This is a genomic window from Pseudomonas sp. SK2 (assembly GCF_016772395.1).
Taxonomy (GTDB): domain Bacteria; phylum Pseudomonadota; class Gammaproteobacteria; order Pseudomonadales; family Pseudomonadaceae; genus Aquipseudomonas; species Aquipseudomonas taiwanensis.
The window spans coordinates 1,499,994-1,517,062 of sequence record NZ_CP061944.1 but is presented as its reverse complement, the minus strand read 5'-3'; the positions used below and the strand labels follow the sequence as shown (position 1 = coordinate 1,517,062).

Here is a 17,069-nt window from a genome sequence, read left to right as displayed (position 1 = left end):
GGCTTGCCAGCGATGAAGCACTGATTCACAGCTCGTCAAACCCGGCGAACTGTCGCGCCGTCTCATCGCCAGTGAACCGCGCCTGTCGCCCCTGCTCATTGGCGAACAATCGCAATGCCACGCAGAACGGGTTGTCACCCAGGTCGATCCAACGCCGGACGCCTGCCGGGATCACCAGCTCGTCCCCCTTCTCGCACAGCACCGCATAGACGTAGTCCCCCAAACGCATGCCAACCTGGGCACGTCCGGACACCAAGGCGAACACCTCATCGGCATCCTGCACATGCTCGTCACGCAGATCGGTCTGGGCCAGGTCGGCACCGTCGCGGTTGAGCACGGCGAAGGCCTGGCAGCCATGGGCGGTCATCAATTGGTCGAGGTGCTCGCGGCAAGCCTCCAGCACTTCGTCCGGATGACTGCCGGGCCGCACACGAAGGGCATGGGGGCGATGAACGATGCGCACGCCCTGCTCGGCCAAGGTGGCGGCGATGTCATCGTGGTGGGTCAGCACCTTGTTCGGCAGGTCCGGGCTGGACGGGTGAAAAACGCTGAGGATGCTCATCAGTGACGTGTCCTGGTCGGTTTCGAACGTAGGGCAATGATAACGGCTGCCGCCAGGGCTGCGGCGCTGGCCATACCAAAGGTGAAGGTCGGCCCCAGCAATTTCCAGCTGTAGCCTGAGTAGAGAGCGCCCAGCGCACCACCGGTTCCCGAGAGCGCCGCATACAGCGCCTGCCCCTGGCCTTGCTGGCGCGCGCCGAAGCTCGATTGCACGAACGCGATGGCGGCGGCGTGGAAGCAGCCGAAGGTGGCCGCGTGCAGCACCTGGGCGAAAACCAGCACTGCAGGCTCACCCGCCAGGTTGCCCAAGAGCAGCCAGCGCAACGCCGCCAACAGGAAACTGGCCAGCAGCACCCGCTGCACGCAGAACCGCGCAAAGATCCGGCTCATGAACATGAACACCAGCACTTCGGCGACCACGCCCAGCGCCCACAGCAGGCCAATGGCCCCACGGCTGTAACCCAGATGCTCCAGGTGCAGGGTCAGGAAGGTGTAGTAAGGCCCATGGCTGAGCTGCATCAACGCCACGCAGAGATAGAACGCCATCACGCCTGGCGCCATCAACTGGCGCACAAAGCCCCCGGCCGTGCTGCGCTCGCCCTGCTCCACCGGCTGGGCGTTGGGTACCCACAGGCTGGCCAGGACGATACCGGCCATGATGGTCACCAGGGCGACCGGGTAGATATCCAGGCTCAACCACTCGAACAACCGACCCAGCCCGACCACCGTTAGGATGAAACCGATCGAGCCCCACAGCCTCACTTGGCTGTAACGCGAGGTCTGGCCATGCAGGTGGGCCAACGTGATGACTTCGAACTGGGGCAGTACTGCGTGCCAGAAGAACGCGTGCAAGGCCATGACCAGCGCCAGCCAGGCGTAGCTCTTGCCGAAGAAGATCAACGAGAAGGTCGCCAGCGTCGACAACGCCCCCAGGCGCACGATCAGCAGGCGCTGGCCACTGCGGTCACCCAGCCAGCCCCACAGGTTCGGAGCGATGCAGCGCATCAGCATGGGGATGGCGACCAACTCGCCGATGCGCGCCGGGGAGAAACCCAGGTGGTCGAAGTACAGCGCCAGGAACGGGGCGGTGGAACCGAGCAGGGCGAAGTAGAACAGGTAGAAGCTGGACAGGCGCCAGTAGGGAATCGGGGGCATGGGGGCAGGCCGGTAGTGCATTAATACCTGGCAAGCCAGCCCCCACAGCCGTGTGCTTGCGGGAGCCGACTGGACGGCGATAGGTTCGGTACGATCAACACCGAGCCAACTGAAGCATCAGCGCTGGCCCAGCACCGGTGTGGCGACCTTGACGTCGGCGTTCTGCGCGCGGTGGCGCAGCAGGTGATCCATCAGCACAATGGCCATCATCGCTTCGGCGATCGGTGTGGCGCGGATGCCGACGCACGGGTCGTGACGGCCCTTGGTCACCACCTCTACCGGGTTACCGTCCACATCGATGGAGCGGCCAGGAGTGGTGATGCTCGACGTCGGCTTCAGCGCCAGGTGCGCGACGATCGGCTGACCCGACGAGATACCGCCCAGGATGCCGCCAGCGTTGTTGCTGAGGAAACCTTCCGGGGTCAGCTCGTCGCGGTGCTCGGTGCCCCGTTGGGCAACGCTGGCGAAGCCTGCGCCGATTTCCACGCCCTTGACCGCGTTGATGCTCATCAGGGCGTGGGCCAGTTCCGCGTCGAGGCGGTCGAAAATCGGCTCGCCCAAGCCAGGCATCACGCCCTCTGCGACCACGGTGATCTTGGCACCGACCGAGTCTTGGTCGCGGCGCAGCTGGTCCATGTAGGCCTCCAGCTCAGGCACCTTGGCCGGGTTGGGGCTGAAGAAGGCATTCTCTTCCACCGAGTCCCAGGTCTGAAACGGAATTTCGATCGGGCCCAGCTGGCTCATGTAGCCACGCACACGGATGCCCTGGGTGGCCAGGTACTTCTTGGCGATGGCGCCGGCAGCCACGCGCATCGCAGTTTCGCGGGCCGAGCTGCGGCCACCGCCGCGGTAGTCGCGGATGCCGTACTTGTGGTGGTAGGTGTAGTCGGCATGGGCCGGGCGGAACAGGTCCTTGATCGCCGAGTAATCCTTGGACTTCTGGTCGGTGTTGCGAATCAGCAAGCCGATCGAGCAACCGGTGGTGCGGCCTTCGAACACACCCGAGAGAATCTCGACTTCATCGGGCTCCTGGCGCTGGGTGGTGTGACGGCTGGTGCCAGGCTTGCGACGATCGAGATCGTGCTGCAGGTCGGCCAGGGAGATCTCAAGGCCCGGTGGGCATCCATCGACAATGGCGACCAACGCCGGGCCATGGCTTTCGCCAGCGGTGGTGACAGTGAACAGCTTGCCGTAGGTATTACCGGACATGGACGCTCCGCGAGTCTGCCTGAGGTGATCGAAAGCGGGCAGTATACAGAGGATTGGCTATGTGTGAGGGGGCTATCGCCAACCCGCCGAACCTTCCCGTGAATGAGGGGTCCAACCGACACCTCCCTATGTAGTACCGCATGATGTCGCGCCTGGTCGCTTTGTTCTTGCTGCTGTGCTCCGGCCTGGCCCAGGCCGCCGCCCCTACTGTGCTGCAACGCCCCATCGACCTGGACACCGGCCAGGGCGTGCTGCATGGCAGCCTGCTGCTGCCGCAACAGGACACACCGCCACCGGTGGTGCTGATCATCGCCGGCTCCGGCCCTACCGACCGTGACGGCAACAACCCTGCCGCCGGACGGGTCGACAACCTCAAGCGCCTCGCCCTGCTGTTGGCCAACGAACACATCGCCAGTGTGCGCTACGACAAGCGCGGCGTCGCCGCCAGCCAACCGGCCACACCGGACGAGCGCGACCTCAGCGTCGAGCGCTACGTCGCCGATGTCGTGGCCTGGAGCCGCAAGCTCAAGGCCGACCCGCGTTTTGGCCCACTGATCCTGATCGGCCATAGCGAAGGTGCGCTGATCGCCAGCCTGGCCGCCGAACAGGCCGGCGCAAGCGCCGTGATCACCCTGGCCGGCAGCGGTCGCCCCCTGGCCGAAGTGCTGCGCGAGCAACTGGCCAAGCGCCTGCCGCCTGCCCAACTCGCCCGCGGCAGCGCGCTGCTCGACCGCTTGCAGGCAGGACAGACCAGCCTGGATGTACCCGCCCCCCTGCGCCAGGTATTCCGCCCCAGCGTGCAGCCTTACCTGATCACGCTGCTGCGGCAGAATCCGGCCGCCGCCTTCGCTCAACTGCCCATGCCAGCCCTGATCGTCCAGGGCCGCAACGATGTGCAGGTCGACGTGGCCGACGCCGAGCGCCTGAAGGCAGCCAAACCGGACGCGCAACTGGTGCTGATCGACGGCATGAACCACATGCTGCGCATCAGCCCCAAGGCCATGAGCGAGCAGCGCGACAGCTACCTCAACCCTGAACTGCCGCTGGCCCGCGAACTGGGCGAGCGGGTCGTCACGTTCATCCATCATCTGCCGTCGGCCTGAAGGTATCGGCATAGATTGCGCTCACGTCCTGGGCGGATCGGCCGATAACCGGATGCTGGCGTCGCCATTGCGCCCAGCCTGGCTGCACTGATGAGGACTGCCGTAATGACCGATGCCCCCGCCTCCGTAGACGCGACCGAAGAGCCGCAAGCCCCGGAAAGCGCCCCGCTGCCCTGGACCGACCTGGCCGTCGAGCACTTCCAGTTGCTGCGCCTGGCTGCCTTGCCCACTGACCGCAACAGCGGTGCACGGCCGCAGCGTTTCGTGCAGTTCGGCTATGCCGAACGCCACGACAAGGACCACAGCCTGCTGCGCATGGAAATCCGCCTGCCAGGGCAGAAAGTGCGCAAGGAACAGAACCAGCTGGATGTGCGTGTGGACCACGCCGAGCGCCGGGTGACGATCGGTGACAGCAACGGTTTGCAACTGGAACCGCTCAACCGTGGCCTCGGCCGCTTCATGTTGTCCCAGGCGGTGCAATGGCTGCAGCGCAAGTGGTCGCACTACCGGGTCGAAGGCTTCACCCTGCCCAGCAAGGATGCGCTGAACGAAGATTCACGCCTGCGCCGCGACCAGTTCCTGCGCGCCACTGGCCTTGAGGTGGAGTACGCCGACCCTCAGCACATGAAAGGTCGCACCGTCGAAGCCACGGTGGGCCAGCTGAAGGTGGGCTGGAACAGCGAGAAGGTGCAGCGGGTCGAGATCCTCGATGCAGCGAACATGCTGCAGAGTGCCGAGCAGCAGTTGCAGGAAAAGGAAGCGCAGCTGCGCGAGCGTGATGAGCGGGTGGCCAAGTACCGTCGCGAAGACAGCGGATTGCGCTTTACCATCACTTGCCTGGTGGCGTTTGCAGTGTTCCAGGCGGGGTTGTTGATCTGGATTGCTACACGCTGAGGGCTGGCTAGAGCTTTCTGGCGCCTGTGAGACCGAGCGCCGCCCGCGCGGCGCATCGCGAGCAAGGCGCGCTCCTACACAGCAGGGTGACCGTAGGAGCGAGCCTCGCTTGCGAGGGGATCACCTCAAGCCCTGGCCTTGAACAACTCCTGATGCTGGCGGCACTGCTCGGCCGTCAGCATGAACACGCCATGCCCGCCCCGCTCGAACTCCAGCCAGGCGAAATCGACCTCGGGGTACAACGCCTCGACATGCACCTGGCTGTTGCCCACCTCCACGATCATCAGGCCCTTTTCGGTCAGGTGATCAGCCGCTTCGGCGAGCATCCGCCGCACCAGGTCGAGTCCGTCGTTGCCACAGGCCAGGCCCATTTCTGGTTCATGGTGATACTCGGCCGGCATGTCGCCGAAGTCCTCGGCATCGACATACGGCGGATTGGACAGGATCAGGTCAAAACGCTGCCCCGGCAGACCGTCGAAACCATCGCCCTGAACCGTGTACACCCGCCCGTCCAGGCCATGGCGCTCGATGTTCTGGTTGGCCACTTCGAGGGCCTGGAATGACAGGTCGGCCAGCACGACCTCGGCATCGGGGAACACATCGGCGGCCACGATGCCGATGCAGCCCGAGCCGGTGCACAGGTCGAGGATGCGCGCAGGTTCGGCAGCCAGCCAAGGCTCGAAGCGTTTTTCGATCAGTTCGCCGATGGGCGAACGCGGCACCAGCACGCGCTCGTCGACCAGGAACGACATGCCGCAGAACCAGGCCTCGCCAAGCAGGTAAGCGGTGGGTACGCGTTCTTCGATACGGCGCGTGAGCAGGTGCTGCAGGCGAACCCGCTCATCGTCCTCGAGCTGGCAATCCAGGTAGCTGTCGGCCACCTCCCAGGGCAGGTGCACGGCGCCCAGCACCAGCAGGCGGGCTTCGTCCCAGGCATTGTCGGCACCGTGGCCGAAGAACAGCTCGTGCTCATGGAAGCGGCTGACCGCCCAGCGGATATGGTCGCGCAGCGTGCGCAGACGGGATGTGATCACGGGGTACTCCTATTCAGACATGACAAAAGTCTAACAGCCCAACCGCCACAAATGTTCCTTGCGCGTCACCGGCGATCCGCCACAGGCCAGTAACCATGCTGCCTGCGATGTCAACCATTCCCATTGGCGCCAAGGCAAGGGAGAATAGGTATACAAAAGCCCTACCCAAGGAGCCCTTGATGTCCGTTCCAACCACGATGTTCCGCCTCACTGGCCGCGACTATCCGCCGGCCAAGCTGAGCCAAGCCAGCCTGATCGTCATCGATGCACAAAAAGAGTACCTGAGCGGTCCTCTCATGCTGTCGGGCATGGACGAGGCCGTGGCCAACATCGCCAGGTTGCTCGACGCCGCCCGCAAGGCTGGCCGTCCGATCATCCACGTCCGCCACCTCGGTACCGTCGGCGGCCGCTTCGACCCGCAGGGGCCTGCCGGCCAGTTCATTCCGGGCCTGGAGCCGCGCGAGGGTGAAATCGTCATCGAAAAACGCATGCCCAACGCCTTCAAGAACACCAAACTGCACGAGACCCTGCAGGAGCTGGGGCACCTGGACCTGATCGTCTGCGGGTTCATGAGCCATTCCAGCGTCAGCACCACCGTGCGCCGCGCCAAGGACTATGGTTACCGTTGCACGCTGGTGGAAGACGCCTCGGCGACACGCGACCTGGCGTTCAAGGACAGCGTGATTCCGGCTGCACAGATCCACCAGTGCGAAATGGCCGTGATGGCCGACAACTTCGCTTGTGTCGCTCCGACCGCCAGCCTGATCTGACCCCGGCCGGCATGACCGCCCGGCACACGGGCGGAACCCAAGGGCGGGCGCCAGGTCCAATTCCGGCTACCTACAGAGGAACTCGGAATGAAGCTCAAAGGCAGTTTCGATGCCAAACACCTGCGTACGCGAGAGCCGCGTAACTGGGGCGCTCGCCTGGCTGCTGGCCTTTCGGCCCTGCTGGCGACACTTGGCGTGCTGCTGGCCATGGCTGGCGTCGCCGGCCTGCTGGGCAACTACCCTGCCCTGGCCGAGCTCAACGCCAACCGCCCGCTGTCCGCCATCCTGACCGTGGTCGGGCTGTCCATGCTGTACCTGGGCGTGCGCTTCTGGCGGCGCAGCCGCATTCGCTTGCGTCGCGGGCGCGAGTTGAACCTGGCACCGCACCTGATGAAGAAGCATGACTGAGTGAGCTGCGCCGGCGACAGGCCAGCACTGGCGACACAAGGCTGCACAGCGGCCCGCAGTCGCGTAAACTACGCCGCCCACGTGGAGGCATCATGCAAGACGACGACTTTTCCCTGTTCCACGCCGAGGTCCGCGGCGTCAAGCCGATCAAGCACGACCGCGCCGACGTCGGCAAGCCCAAGGCCGATCGCAAGCAACTGGCTGGCCTGCGCCAAGCGGCGACCGTGCGCAGCGATCAGGCGCTGGTCATCGACGGTTTGTCCGACCAGTTCGTGATCGACGTGGGTGCCGAGGATGAGTTGATGTGGCGCCGTGACGGCGTTCAGGAAAGCCAGATCCGCAAGCTCAAGCTTGGCCAGATCGCCTTCGAGGGCAGCCTCGACCTGCATGGCATGACCGTGGAAAAAGCCCGTGAAACCTTGTGGGCCTTCATCGCCGAAGCCACGAAGCTGGAAGTGCGCTGCGTGCGCGTCACCCACGGCAAGGCCGCGCGCCTCGATGGCAAGCGCCCGATGATCAAGAGCCACGTCAACACCTGGTTGCGCCAGCACCCGCAAGTGCTCGGCTTCACCTCCTGCCAGGCCCGCCACGGCGGTACTGGTGCCGTGTATGTAATGCTCAAGCGAACCATGATGGAAGGCCGCGACGAATAACGCCGCGCTTGCAGCGCCGCCTTTGCCGCCGTACCCTTCGTTTTTGCGATTTTTTACCCACAGGTAGATCCATGTCCCTGGAACAGAACTACACCGAGATCCTCAGCCAACTCGGCGAGGACGTCTCCCGTGAGGGCCTGCTCGACACGCCCAAGCGGGCTGCAAAGGCGATGAAATACCTTTGCCGCGGTTACGAGCAGACGCTGGAAGAAGTCACCAACGGCGCGCTGTTCAGCTCCGACAACAGCGAGATGGTGCTGGTACGCGACATCGAGCTGTATTCGATGTGCGAACACCACATGCTGCCGTTCATCGGCAAGGCCCATGTGGCCTACCTGCCCAAGGGCAAGGTGCTGGGCCTGTCGAAGGTTGCCCGTATCGTCGACATGTTCGCCCGTCGCCTGCAGATCCAGGAAAACCTCAGCCGCCAGATCGCCGAGGCCGTGCAGCAGGTGACCGGCGCTGCTGGCGTGGCGGTGGTGATCGAAGCCAAGCACATGTGCATGATGATGCGCGGTGTGGAAAAGCAGAACTCGACCATGCTCACGTCGGTGATGCTGGGCGAATTCCGCGAAAACGCCTCCACCCGTAGCGAGTTCCTCAGCCTGATCAAGTGATCGGCACGTAACCTCGAGCCGACCCCATGGGTCGGCTTTTGCATTTTCAGGAGTTGCCCATGATCGTCAAAGCCCTGCGGGTCGGCCTCGGCCAGCTTATCGTGTTCGGCGACTGGATCAGCCGCCCGGCCAAGCGCAAACGCGATGCCGCCGCCCAGACGCTTGTCGAGCAGCAGGCCAGTGGCCTTGCGCTGTATCAGTTCCATGCCTGCCCGTTCTGCGTCAAGACACGCCGCACCCTGCACCGCTTGAACGTGCCGGTGGCGCTGCGCGACGCGAAGAACGACCCTGTGCACCGTCAGGCACTGCTGGAAGGCGGGGGCCGGGTGAAGGTGCCATGCCTGCGTATCGAAGAAGCGGGCAAGGTGACCTGGATGTACGAGTCCAAGGACATCATTGCCTACCTGGACAAGCGGTTCGCGTAAGCCTTATAGCGACCGCTCGCCTCTTCGCGGAGGTAAACCGGCGAAGAGGCGAGGCCAGGTTCACTCGCTCATCGGCACATGACGCGGATGGCTGGCCACCCTGGCCAACCAGTCACGCACTGCCGGGTAATCGGCCAGATCGAAGCCGCCCTGATGCGCCACGTGGGTGTAGGCATACAGCGCCACATCGGCGATCGAATATTGATCCCCCACCAGGTACGGCGTCATCTGCAATTGGCGCTCCATCACCTTGAGCGCCTTGTAGCCGCCCTTGTGCAGCTTGCGGTACTCCTCCACACGCTCATCCGGCAGGCCCAGGTAAAACTGGATGAAACGCGCCACGGCAATGTACGGCTCATGGCTGTACTGCTCGAAGAACTGCCATTGCAGCGCCTGGGTACGCAAACGTGGCTCGCTGGGCAGGAACTCAGTGCCATCGGCCAGGTAGTTGAGGATGGCGTTCGATTCCCACAGGCAGGTGCCATCCTCGAGCTCGAGCACCGGGACCTTGCCGTTGGGGTTCATCGCCAGGAATTCGGGCGTTTGGGTCTCTCCTTTGAGGATATCCACCGAGTGCCATTCATACGGCAGGTCGAGCAGGCTCAGCATCAGCTTGATCTTGTAGCAGTTACCCGACTGGTAATCCCCGTAAACCTTGTACATCGCCCATTTCTCCCGTGCAGTTGCGCAATTGTGCCCAATAGTTCGCGACTGTACGGCTAATTGCAATGCCTGCTGTATCGCAAGCATCGGTCGCGCTCGCGTTAGTCTGCAAAAAACGGCTAATCCACGTACAAGGACTTACCCATGCCCCACGCCACATCCGCACGCCTGCGGCCCCTGGCAGACAGCTCCCCTTCGGCGGTGGTCGCCGGCTTCATCGCCATGCTCACCGGCTATACCAGCTCGCTGGTGCTGATGTTCCAGGCCGGCCAGGCAGCCGGACTGACCAGCGCGCAGATCTCGTCGTGGATCTGGGCGCTGTCGATCGGCATGGCGATCTGCAGCATCGGCCTATCGCTGCGTTACCGCACGCCCATTACCGTGGCCTGGTCCACGCCAGGCGCGGCGCTGCTGATCACCAGCCTTGGCGGGGTGAGCTACAGCGAAGCCATCGGCGCCTACATCACTTGCGCGGTGCTGGTGCTGGTCTGCGGCCTGACCGGCAGCTTCGAGCGCCTGGTCAAACGCATCCCGGCGTCCCTGGCCTCGGCCCTGCTGGCGGGCATTCTGTTCAAGATCGGCAGTGAAATTTTCGTCGCAGCCCAACATCGCACCCTGCTGGTGCTGGGGATGTTCTTCAGTTATCTGCTGGTCAAGCGTCTGTCGCCGCGTTACTGCGTGCTGGCGGCATTACTGGTGGGCACAGCGTTGTCCGGGGCCCTGGGCTTGCTGGACTTCAGCGGCTTCACGCTGGAGGTCGCCACACCGGTGTGGACCACCCCGAGCTTCTCGCTGGCGGCGACCATCAGCATCGGTATCCCGCTGTTCGTGGTGGCGATGACGTCGCAGAACATGCCTGGCGTGGCGGTACTGCGTGCCGATGGCTACCAGGTGCCGGCCTCGCCGTTGATCTCGGCCACCGGCTTCGCCTCGTTGCTGCTGGCGCCGTTTGGTTCCCACGGGGTGAACCTGGCGGCGATCAGCGCCGCTATCTGCACCGGGCCGCATGCCCATGAAGACCCCAGCAAGCGCTACACCGCAGCTGTGTGGTGCGGGATTTTCTACGGGATTGCGGGGGTGTTCGGCGCGACCCTGGCGGCGCTGTTCGCGGCGTTGCCGAAAGAGCTGGTGTTGTCGATTGCGGCCTTGGCGTTGTTCGGCTCGATCATGAACGGGTTGAGCGTGGCCATGAGCGAGGCGCGGGAGCGTGAGGCGGCGTTGATCACCTTCATGGTGACCGCGTCGGGGCTGACGTTGTTCTCGATCGGTTCGGCGTTCTGGGGGATCGTGGCGGGGGTGATTACGTTGATGATCCTCAATCCGCGGGAGGTACGGCGGTAGGGATTGGTCGCGGTTGAGATCGAGCGCCGCCCGCGCGGCGCATCGCGAGCAAGGCTCGCTCCTACGTCTGTTTCGGGCCAGTTATGCCTGTGAGATTTGCGCGCGAACGCTTTGGTGCACGGCGCAATATTGGGGTCGTACAAACAAGGCGGTCGCGCGCGCCTGTCACTGACGTTACTGGCCCGAAACAGACGTAGGAGCGAGCCTTGCTCGCGATGCGCCGCGCGGGCGGCGCTCGATCTCAAAAACACCAAAAATCTTCCGCCAACCGCGCCAACCGCGCCAATCCCGCCAACCCCGCCAATCCCACCACCCCCCATCCCCTACAACCTGAAATGCCCCACCATCCCCTTCAGGTCACTGCCCAACTGCGCCAACTCGATACTGGACCGGGCATTGTCCTGCATGGCCAATGCCGCCTGATCGGCACTCCCACGAATCTGCGTGACGCTGCGGCTGATCTCCTCGGCCACCGAACTCTGCTCCTCGGCCGCCGCGGCAATCTGCTGATTCATCTGCTGGATCAATGACACCGCCACCGCAATGCTGCCCAAGGCGCTTTCGGTCTGCAGTGCATCGGCCACCGCCAGGCGCACCAGCTCGGTACTGCCACGGATCTGCTCGACCGATTGCTGGGCATTGCCGCGCAGGCTGGCGACAAGGCGTTCGATCTCATCGGTGGATTGCCGGGTACGCCGGGCCAAGGCCCGCACTTCGTCGGCCACCACCGCGAAGCCACGCCCCTGCTCCCCTGCCCGCGCCGCCTCGATGGCGGCATTGAGCGCCAGCAGGTTGGTCTGCTCGGCCACGCTCTTGATCACCGCCAGCACATCACCGATGGTGTGGATCTCTGCGCTGAGGCTGTCGATACCGGCGCTGGCGGTCTCCGCCGCAGCGGCCAACTGCTCGATACGCTGCATGCTCTGGCGCACCACCTGTTGCCCGGAGCCAACCTTGTCGTCGGCCGACTGCGCCGCCTGAGCCGCCTCTTCGGCGTTGCGCGCCACATCGTGCACGGTGGCGGTCATCTGCTGCATGGCAGTGGCCACCTGCTCGGTTTCTTCTTTCTGGCTACCCACCTCGCGGTTGGTCTGCTCGGTGACCGCCGACAACGCCTGGGCGCTGCCGGCCAATTGCTCGATCCCCTGCTGCAGGCCGCTGACCACGCCTGACAAACCGGCAGCCATCTGCTGCATGGCCTGCATCAGTTGCCCCACCTCATCACGACGAGGTGCTTCCTCCTCCAGGCTCAGCTCGCCCGCGGCGATGCGCTGGGCGCGGCCAATCACGCGCTTGAGCGGGCCGACCACGGCACGGGTAATCAGCCAGCCTGCCACTATCCCGACCAGCAAGGCCAGGCCTGTGGCCAGGGCGATGGCCAGGGCGTTTCGGGAGAGTTCACCCTGCATGGCCTTTTCCTGGCCTACGTAGGCCTGGTCGACCAAGTCAGTGACATGGGCCGCCCGCGCCTGCAACTGGGCCTTGATGCCCTGCTCCTTGCCCAGCAGGTCGGTGTATTCGTTGAGCTTGTCGGAGAAACTGCCGATGTGCCCGGCCACTTCACCCAGCACGCTCTGATAGCCGGCATCGCTAATGGCACCTTTGAGCTGATCGACCAAGCTGGCAGCCTCGACGGTCTGGGCGATACGCTCCTGGCTGCCTTGCTCCTCGCCCTTGCGGCTTTTATCCAGGCGCACCCGGGCTTCGTCCATGGCCTGCAGCATCAATCGCGACACCTGCGCCACCTGGGTCGCCTGCTCAAGGAATTCGCCGCCCTGCTGGCCCTGGGATTGCTTCAGGGTATAGGTACCATCGTCGGCCAGGCCTGACTGCAGCACGTCGAGGTTGTTGGCCACGCTGGACACCGCCCAACTGGCCATGTCCAACGCAAGCTCCTTGGCCTGCACCACTTCGACGAAAGCCTCGAAGGACTGGCCGTAGGCGTCGAGCTCAGCGGGTGCACCGCTCAATGCCGGCAAACTGCGCGCACGCTCGGTGAGGTCCTTCAGGCCTGCACGCAAGGCTTCGGCCTCCTTGATATCGGAGCGCAGCGCAAAAGCTTGTTCATGCTGGCGCAAGCGCAATAAATCGGTGTTGAACTGGGCCAGTTGGCGCAGGCCATCGAACCGTTGGCCGACACCGTGCAACGCCACGACACCGATGCCCGCCACCGCGACTGTCAACGACAGCACCAAGGCAAAACCAAGGCCCATTTTGCGGGCCATGCCCAGATTGGCCAGAATACCGTGCCTGGTCGCGCCCATTGCCGATCTCCCCTCACCCTGTCAGGTTTTGCCGAAAGCCAAGAGTGGCAATGCCGCTGGCCTGCTCACAAGGGCTTGACGTCAGAATAGTGTCAAATAGCTATGAACGTGTCGTTTTCAGCGTGCTGAAGGTCGTCCTGCGTGCTGGAAGAAGGCCTGGGCGCGAGAGTCCTGCCCGAAAGCGACATTGATCCGCAGCCATTCACTGGGCGCCCCCTGGTAGTCGAATGCGCTGCCTGGGGTGAGTAGCACAGCATGCTCCAGCGCCAGCTGCTCCAGTCGGGCATAGCCCAGCCCCGGCACCCGCGCCCAGACGAACATGCCGCCATAGGGTTCGCACATCACCTCCCAACCGAACTGCTCCAATTGCCCCTGCAGCCTGGCCATATGCTGCCCCAGGCGCAGCCGCAGGCGCTGGGTGCTCTTGCGATAGCTGCCATTGGCAAGCATCTGCCCGACCACCTGCTCGGCAAAGCGCGAGTTACCGATGCCAGTCACCATCTTCAGCTCGGCCAGGCGCGCCAACAGCGGCGCATCGGCCACCAGGTAGCCCACCCGCAACGAACTGCTCAGGGTCTTGGAGAAACTGGCCAGGTAGATGACCCGCTGTTCGCTGTCGAGGGTCGCCAGCCGCGTGGCCGGCCCCTCCTGAAAATCGGCGTAGATATCGTCTTCGACGATACGCAGGTCATGCTCGCGGGCCAGCTCCAGCAAACGGTAGGCGACCTTGGGGGTGAGGCTGGTGCCGGTGGGGTTGTGGTACAGGCTGTTGACGAACAGGCAACGCGGACGGTGTTCAGCCAGCATCTGCTCGAGGGTGGCCAGGCAAGGGCCTTCAACGGTACGCGGCACCGGCAACATACGCACCTGGTGCTGGCGCAGCAGGTTGTAGAGGTTGTAGTAGCCAGGGTTTTCCACCAGCACCGTATCGCCGGGGCGCAGCAAGGTGCGCACCAGCAGGTCGAGGGCATGGCTGGCGCCTTGGGTGGTGAGGATGCGCTCAGGCCCGGCGGCAATGTCCAGGCGCGCCAGACGCTTGTGCAGTTGCTGGCGCAGACTGGCCAGCCCCAGCGGCGGGCAATAGTCGAACAGGTCCTGCGGGTTGCCACGGCTGACCTGGCGGATGGCCTGGGCCAGCTCCTCGTGTGCGCGCCAGGCGATAGGTAACCAGCCGCATCCCAGTTTCAGCAGTTCTTCGTGGCCTTCGCGAAACTGGCGCCAGCTGCCATCTCCCGCCTCGCCCCAGGTCGGCTCATCGTCCAGAGCCAGGCCCGGCTTGCGCTCGGCGACGAAGAAGCCAGTACCGTGGCGCGCCTCCAGCCAGCCGCTGGCGACCAGGCGGTCGTACGCCTCGATCACGCAGGACGCGCTGACGCACTGGTCGCGGGCCAGGGTGCGGATCGACGGCAGGCGCGCGCCTGGGCGCAGGCGCTGCTGGGTGATCCAGGTTTGGAGGTGCTGGGTGAGTTGCTGCACCAGAGGGGTGGCGCTGTCGCGGTCCAGGGGGATGTGCATGGGCAAGTGTTCGCTGTTTTTTGGCGAACAGTTAAGCATAAATCGATGCGGGGTGTGTCTTGTGAGGGGCATGGGCGCACTGACACCCTAACCGGAATTCTGGAGAAGAGGCCTGACTTGAGCTTTGAGGTGCCACGAAAATCGAGCGCCGCGCGGCGCATCGCGAGCAAGGCTCGCTCCTACGTTTGTTTCGGGCCAATAACGCCTGTGACAGGCGCGCGCGACCGACTTGTTGGTACGACTCGATATCGAACGATGCGCCAAAGCGGTCGCGCGCATATCCCACAGGCATAACTGGCCCGAAACAAACGTAGGAGCGAGCCTTGCTCGCGATGCGCCGCGCGGGCGGCGCTCGATCTGCTAGGCACCCAAAATAGTTGTGGCGAACCCAATAAACTCAGGACCTGAACACCATGCCCCCGCACCCCACCCCCGCCCTGCTGGCCTTCGCCCTGTGCCTGATCACCCTTGCGGTGAACCTGCCAGCCCCACTGTACATCGCCTACGCCGACCTCTCCGGCCAAGGCGCCGCCGCCACTGCCGTGGCGTTCTCCGCCTACGTGGTGGGCGTCATTCCCGTGCTGCTGGCCCTGGGCGGCCTCGCCGACCGCATCGGGCGACGACCACTGATCATTGCCGCGCTGTTGCTGTCGATGATCGCGACCTCACTCATGCTGCTGGCCCCCGGCTTGCACACCCTCGCCTTGGCGCGCCTGTGCCTGGGCCTTGGCACTGGCCTCGCCACCGCCACGGCGACCGCCTACATGGGCGAACTGATGGGCGCCGACCACAGCGCACGCGCCGCCACCTGGGTGACCGCCAGCACCTCCCTGGGCTTTGGCCTGGGGGCGGCGCTGACCAGCCTGTTCCTGTTGCACGAAGCCAGCCTCACACCCGGCAGTTTCCACTTGCAACTGCTACTTGCGGCCTTGGCCGTGCTGCTGGTGTGGCGCCTGCCCGACCCACGCCAGGCGCAACGCGGCGCCATGCTGCGCCTGCCCTTCTACCCCCGAGGCAGCGTTGCCTATGGCTTTGCGATTCTGCTGGCCTGGGCCTGCTCGGGGCTGGTGATTGCGCTGTTGCCAGGCATTTTGCGCCAGCACGGCCTGAGTGAATGGTCGGGGGTCTCGACGTTTTGCGTGATCACTTGCGGGTTGGCGTTCCAGCCCATGGCACGCCGCATGGCCAGCAGCAAAGCGACTCTGCTGGGACTTGCGATTTTACCGTGCAGCTACGCCTTGCTGGCCTGGGGAGCCGACCACGGGCAGTTGGCGGCAGTGCTGTTGGGTGCAGTCGCCGCCAGCAGTGCGTGTTACGGGTTCATCTACCTGGGTGGATTAGCGGCAGTGAACCACCTGGCCGGCACAGAAAAGACCCGCGCCAGCGCCGGGTTCTTTCTGCTGGCCTACTTCGGCTTCAGCCTGCCGGTGATCTTCACCGGGTTGCTGAGCGACCGGCTCGGGCCGCGGCTGGCACTGGTGGTGTTCGGGCTGGCATTGCTACTGGGCTGCGCAAGTGTGGCCGTGGCCCTGGTACGCGGCGCACGCCCGGCACAGCTGGCAGCCCAGGCGTCGTCCTAGATGGCCGTCGCGCCGCCGTCGACCGTCAGGCAGTGCCCAGTGGTAAACGCCGCGCCATCACTGCACAGGTACAACACCGCACTGGCGATTTCCTCTACCTTGCCGATGCGCCCAACCGGGTGCATCGCCGCTGCGAATTCCGCCTTGCGCGGGTCGGCCTCGTAGGCGCGGCGGAACATATCGGTGTCGATCACGGCGGGGCACACCGCATTCACCCGAATGCCCTTCTTCGCATACTCGATGGCCGCCGACTTGGTCAGGCCGATCACCGCATGCTTGGATGCGCTGTAGATGCTCATCTTCGGCGCTGCCCCCAAGCCCGCCACCGACGCCGTGTTGACGATCGCCCCGCCGCCCTGGGCCAGCAGCAGCGGCAGTTGGTACTTCATGCACAGCCAGACACCCTTGACGTTGACGCCCATGATGGCGTCGAACTCTGCCTCGCTACCCTCGGCCAGGCGCCCCTGCTCGATCTCGATGCCGGCATTGTTGTAGGCGTAGTCCAGTCGCCCGAAGGCCTCGATGGTCCTTGCATGCAGGTGGCGCACCTGCGCGTCCTGGGTCACGTCACAGGCCACGAACAACGCTTCGCCACCCGCCTCGCGAATCCGCATGGCGGTCACCTCGCCACCCGCCTCGTCCAAGTCGGCCACCACCACCTTGAGGCCTTCCCGGGCGAAGGCCAGCGCCGTCGCCCGGCCAATGCCCGCCGCGCCGCCGGTGACCAGGGCTACCTGGCCGGAAAAGGTCATGCTCATAGCTCGCTCCTTGGGTTGGATGCTCCGGCCTCACCGGCGCCTACAGGGTTCCGAGGCCGTTGCAGGAGCCGGCTGGCCGGCGATGAAGGCTCATCGGATATCGAGCAGAGTCTAGTCAG

The 17,069-nt window shown here is 64.6% G+C and carries 17 protein-coding genes and 1 pseudogene; 9 read left to right on the top strand and 9 right to left on the bottom strand.

Going from position 1 to position 17,069, the window contains the following annotated elements:
- Window positions 1-25: 25 nt before the first annotated feature.
- The 3 genes from IF103_RS06745 to aroC form a co-directional block, all read right to left on the bottom strand.
- Entirely contained in the window at window positions 26-562 is a 537-nt protein-coding gene (locus tag IF103_RS06745) for an oxidase (protein WP_202675967.1), read from the bottom strand.
- The gene (locus IF103_RS06740; protein ID WP_023379334.1) at window positions 562-1,716 is read right to left on the bottom strand and encodes an MFS transporter; all 1,155 of its coding nucleotides are present in this window, start codon (window positions 1,714-1,716) and stop codon (window positions 562-564) included. Before IF103_RS06740 ends, IF103_RS06745 begins: the two co-directional genes overlap by 1 nt.
- 117 nt (window positions 1,717-1,833) lie before the next feature.
- Window positions 1,834-2,925: a chorismate synthase gene (gene aroC / locus IF103_RS06735; RefSeq protein WP_023379332.1), complete on the bottom strand. Its 1,092-nt coding sequence runs from the start codon at window positions 2,923-2,925 to the stop codon at window positions 1,834-1,836.
- Window positions 2,926-3,065: 140 nt separating this feature from the next.
- Here aroC and IF103_RS06730 point away from each other — a divergent pair, with 140 nt between their 5' ends.
- A complete protein-coding gene (locus IF103_RS06730) occupies window positions 3,066-4,028 on the top strand; it encodes an alpha/beta hydrolase (protein WP_023379330.1) in 963 nt (320 codons plus the stop codon).
- Between the two features lie 105 nt (window positions 4,029-4,133).
- Entirely contained in the window at window positions 4,134-4,922 is a 789-nt protein-coding gene (locus IF103_RS06725; RefSeq protein WP_023379329.1) for a hypothetical protein, read from the top strand.
- Window positions 4,923-5,047: 125 nt separating this feature from the next.
- Here IF103_RS06725 and prmB read toward each other — a convergent pair whose 3' ends face one another.
- Entirely contained in the window at window positions 5,048-5,956 is a 909-nt protein-coding gene (gene prmB / locus IF103_RS06720; RefSeq protein WP_202675966.1) for a 50S ribosomal protein L3 N(5)-glutamine methyltransferase, read from the bottom strand.
- Window positions 5,957-6,135: 179 nt separating this feature from the next.
- Here prmB and IF103_RS06715 point away from each other — a divergent pair, with 179 nt between their 5' ends.
- From IF103_RS06715 to IF103_RS06695, 5 genes are all read left to right on the top strand, one after another.
- Window positions 6,136-6,726 carry a cysteine hydrolase family protein gene (locus IF103_RS06715; protein ID WP_023379325.1) on the top strand — a complete coding sequence of 197 codons (591 nt, stop codon included), beginning with the start codon at window positions 6,136-6,138 and terminating at the stop codon, window positions 6,724-6,726.
- Between the two features lie 87 nt (window positions 6,727-6,813).
- Complete coding sequence (locus IF103_RS06710) at window positions 6,814-7,134, top strand: hypothetical protein (RefSeq protein WP_023379323.1); 321 nt, start codon at window positions 6,814-6,816, stop codon at window positions 7,132-7,134.
- A gap of 92 nt (window positions 7,135-7,226) precedes the next feature.
- Complete coding sequence (locus IF103_RS06705) at window positions 7,227-7,787, top strand: Smr/MutS family protein (protein WP_027907245.1); 561 nt, start codon at window positions 7,227-7,229, stop codon at window positions 7,785-7,787.
- A 71-nt stretch (window positions 7,788-7,858) separates the two neighbouring features.
- Entirely contained in the window at window positions 7,859-8,404 is a 546-nt protein-coding gene (folE, locus tag IF103_RS06700) for a GTP cyclohydrolase I FolE (protein WP_023379320.1), read from the top strand.
- A 59-nt stretch (window positions 8,405-8,463) separates the two neighbouring features.
- Window positions 8,464-8,829, top strand: a complete 366-nt coding sequence (locus IF103_RS06695; protein ID WP_023379319.1) for a glutaredoxin family protein — start codon at window positions 8,464-8,466, stop codon at window positions 8,827-8,829.
- 60 nt (window positions 8,830-8,889) lie between these two features.
- On the opposite strand, the gene IF103_RS06690 is transcribed toward IF103_RS06695, so the two are convergent.
- Window positions 8,890-9,492, bottom strand: coding sequence for a glutathione S-transferase family protein (locus IF103_RS06690; protein ID WP_023379317.1), 603 nt, complete (start codon window positions 9,490-9,492; stop codon window positions 8,890-8,892).
- Between the two features lie 144 nt (window positions 9,493-9,636).
- Here IF103_RS06690 and IF103_RS06685 point away from each other — a divergent pair, with 144 nt between their 5' ends.
- The gene (locus IF103_RS06685) at window positions 9,637-10,833 is read left to right on the top strand and encodes a benzoate/H(+) symporter BenE family transporter (RefSeq protein WP_104882039.1); all 1,197 of its coding nucleotides are present in this window, start codon (window positions 9,637-9,639) and stop codon (window positions 10,831-10,833) included.
- 323 nt (window positions 10,834-11,156) lie between these two features.
- Here the strand turns inward: IF103_RS06685 and IF103_RS25330 are convergent, their stop codons facing one another.
- The 3 genes and pseudogenes from IF103_RS25330 to IF103_RS06675 all read right to left on the bottom strand — a co-directional run bounded on the left by IF103_RS25330 (window position 11,157) and on the right by IF103_RS06675 (window position 14,612).
- Window positions 11,157-11,861 carry a methyl-accepting chemotaxis protein gene (locus IF103_RS25330; RefSeq protein ID WP_412458211.1) on the bottom strand — a complete coding sequence of 235 codons (705 nt, stop codon included), beginning with the start codon at window positions 11,859-11,861 and terminating at the stop codon, window positions 11,157-11,159.
- A gap of 204 nt (window positions 11,862-12,065) precedes the next feature.
- Window positions 12,066-12,242 (bottom strand): annotated as a pseudogene (locus IF103_RS25325) (hypothetical protein); the annotation flags it as partial.
- Between the two features lie 972 nt (window positions 12,243-13,214).
- Window positions 13,215-14,612 (bottom strand): aminotransferase-like domain-containing protein, encoded by a 1,398-nt coding sequence (locus tag IF103_RS06675; protein ID WP_186598687.1) that lies wholly within the window; start codon window positions 14,610-14,612, stop codon window positions 13,215-13,217.
- Window positions 14,613-15,025: 413 nt separating this feature from the next.
- On the opposite strand from IF103_RS06675, the gene IF103_RS06670 reads away from it, so the two are divergent.
- Window positions 15,026-16,192: an MFS transporter gene (locus tag IF103_RS06670; protein WP_023379310.1), complete on the top strand. Its 1,167-nt coding sequence runs from the start codon at window positions 15,026-15,028 to the stop codon at window positions 16,190-16,192.
- On the opposite strand, the gene IF103_RS06665 is transcribed toward IF103_RS06670, so the two are convergent.
- Window positions 16,189-16,950, bottom strand: coding sequence for an SDR family oxidoreductase (locus tag IF103_RS06665; RefSeq protein ID WP_202675965.1), 762 nt, complete (start codon window positions 16,948-16,950; stop codon window positions 16,189-16,191). The genes IF103_RS06670 and IF103_RS06665 overlap by 4 nt on opposite strands.
- Window positions 16,951-17,069 lie beyond the last annotated feature (119 nt).

Excerpts from the sequence above, each read along its gene's own strand:
- IF103_RS06745 (WP_202675967.1), bottom strand. The coding sequence starts at position 562 with ATGAGCATCCTCAGCGTTTTTCACCCGTCCAGCCCGGACCTGCCGAAC.
- IF103_RS06740 (WP_023379334.1), bottom strand. The coding sequence starts at position 1,716 with ATGCCCCCGATTCCCTACTGGCGCCTGTCCAGCTTCTACCTGTTCTAC.
- aroC (WP_023379332.1), bottom strand. The coding sequence starts at position 2,925 with ATGTCCGGTAATACCTACGGCAAGCTGTTCACTGTCACCACCGCTGGC.
- IF103_RS06730 (WP_023379330.1), top strand. The coding sequence starts at position 3,066 with ATGATGTCGCGCCTGGTCGCTTTGTTCTTGCTGCTGTGCTCCGGCCTG.
- IF103_RS06725 (WP_023379329.1), top strand. The coding sequence starts at position 4,134 with ATGACCGATGCCCCCGCCTCCGTAGACGCGACCGAAGAGCCGCAAGCC.
- IF103_RS06715 (WP_023379325.1), top strand. The coding sequence starts at position 6,136 with ATGTCCGTTCCAACCACGATGTTCCGCCTCACTGGCCGCGACTATCCG.
- IF103_RS06710 (WP_023379323.1), top strand. The coding sequence starts at position 6,814 with ATGAAGCTCAAAGGCAGTTTCGATGCCAAACACCTGCGTACGCGAGAG.
- IF103_RS06705 (WP_027907245.1), top strand. The coding sequence starts at position 7,227 with ATGCAAGACGACGACTTTTCCCTGTTCCACGCCGAGGTCCGCGGCGTC.
- folE (WP_023379320.1), top strand. The coding sequence starts at position 7,859 with ATGTCCCTGGAACAGAACTACACCGAGATCCTCAGCCAACTCGGCGAG.
- IF103_RS06695 (WP_023379319.1), top strand. The coding sequence starts at position 8,464 with ATGATCGTCAAAGCCCTGCGGGTCGGCCTCGGCCAGCTTATCGTGTTC.
- IF103_RS06690 (WP_023379317.1), bottom strand. The coding sequence starts at position 9,492 with ATGTACAAGGTTTACGGGGATTACCAGTCGGGTAACTGCTACAAGATC.
- IF103_RS06685 (WP_104882039.1), top strand. The coding sequence starts at position 9,637 with ATGCCCCACGCCACATCCGCACGCCTGCGGCCCCTGGCAGACAGCTCC.
- IF103_RS25330 (WP_412458211.1), bottom strand. The coding sequence starts at position 11,861 with ATGACCGCCACCGTGCACGATGTGGCGCGCAACGCCGAAGAGGCGGCT.
- IF103_RS06675 (WP_186598687.1), bottom strand. The coding sequence starts at position 14,612 with ATGCACATCCCCCTGGACCGCGACAGCGCCACCCCTCTGGTGCAGCAA.
- IF103_RS06670 (WP_023379310.1), top strand. The coding sequence starts at position 15,026 with ATGCCCCCGCACCCCACCCCCGCCCTGCTGGCCTTCGCCCTGTGCCTG.
- IF103_RS06665 (WP_202675965.1), bottom strand. The coding sequence starts at position 16,950 with ATGAGCATGACCTTTTCCGGCCAGGTAGCCCTGGTCACCGGCGGCGCG.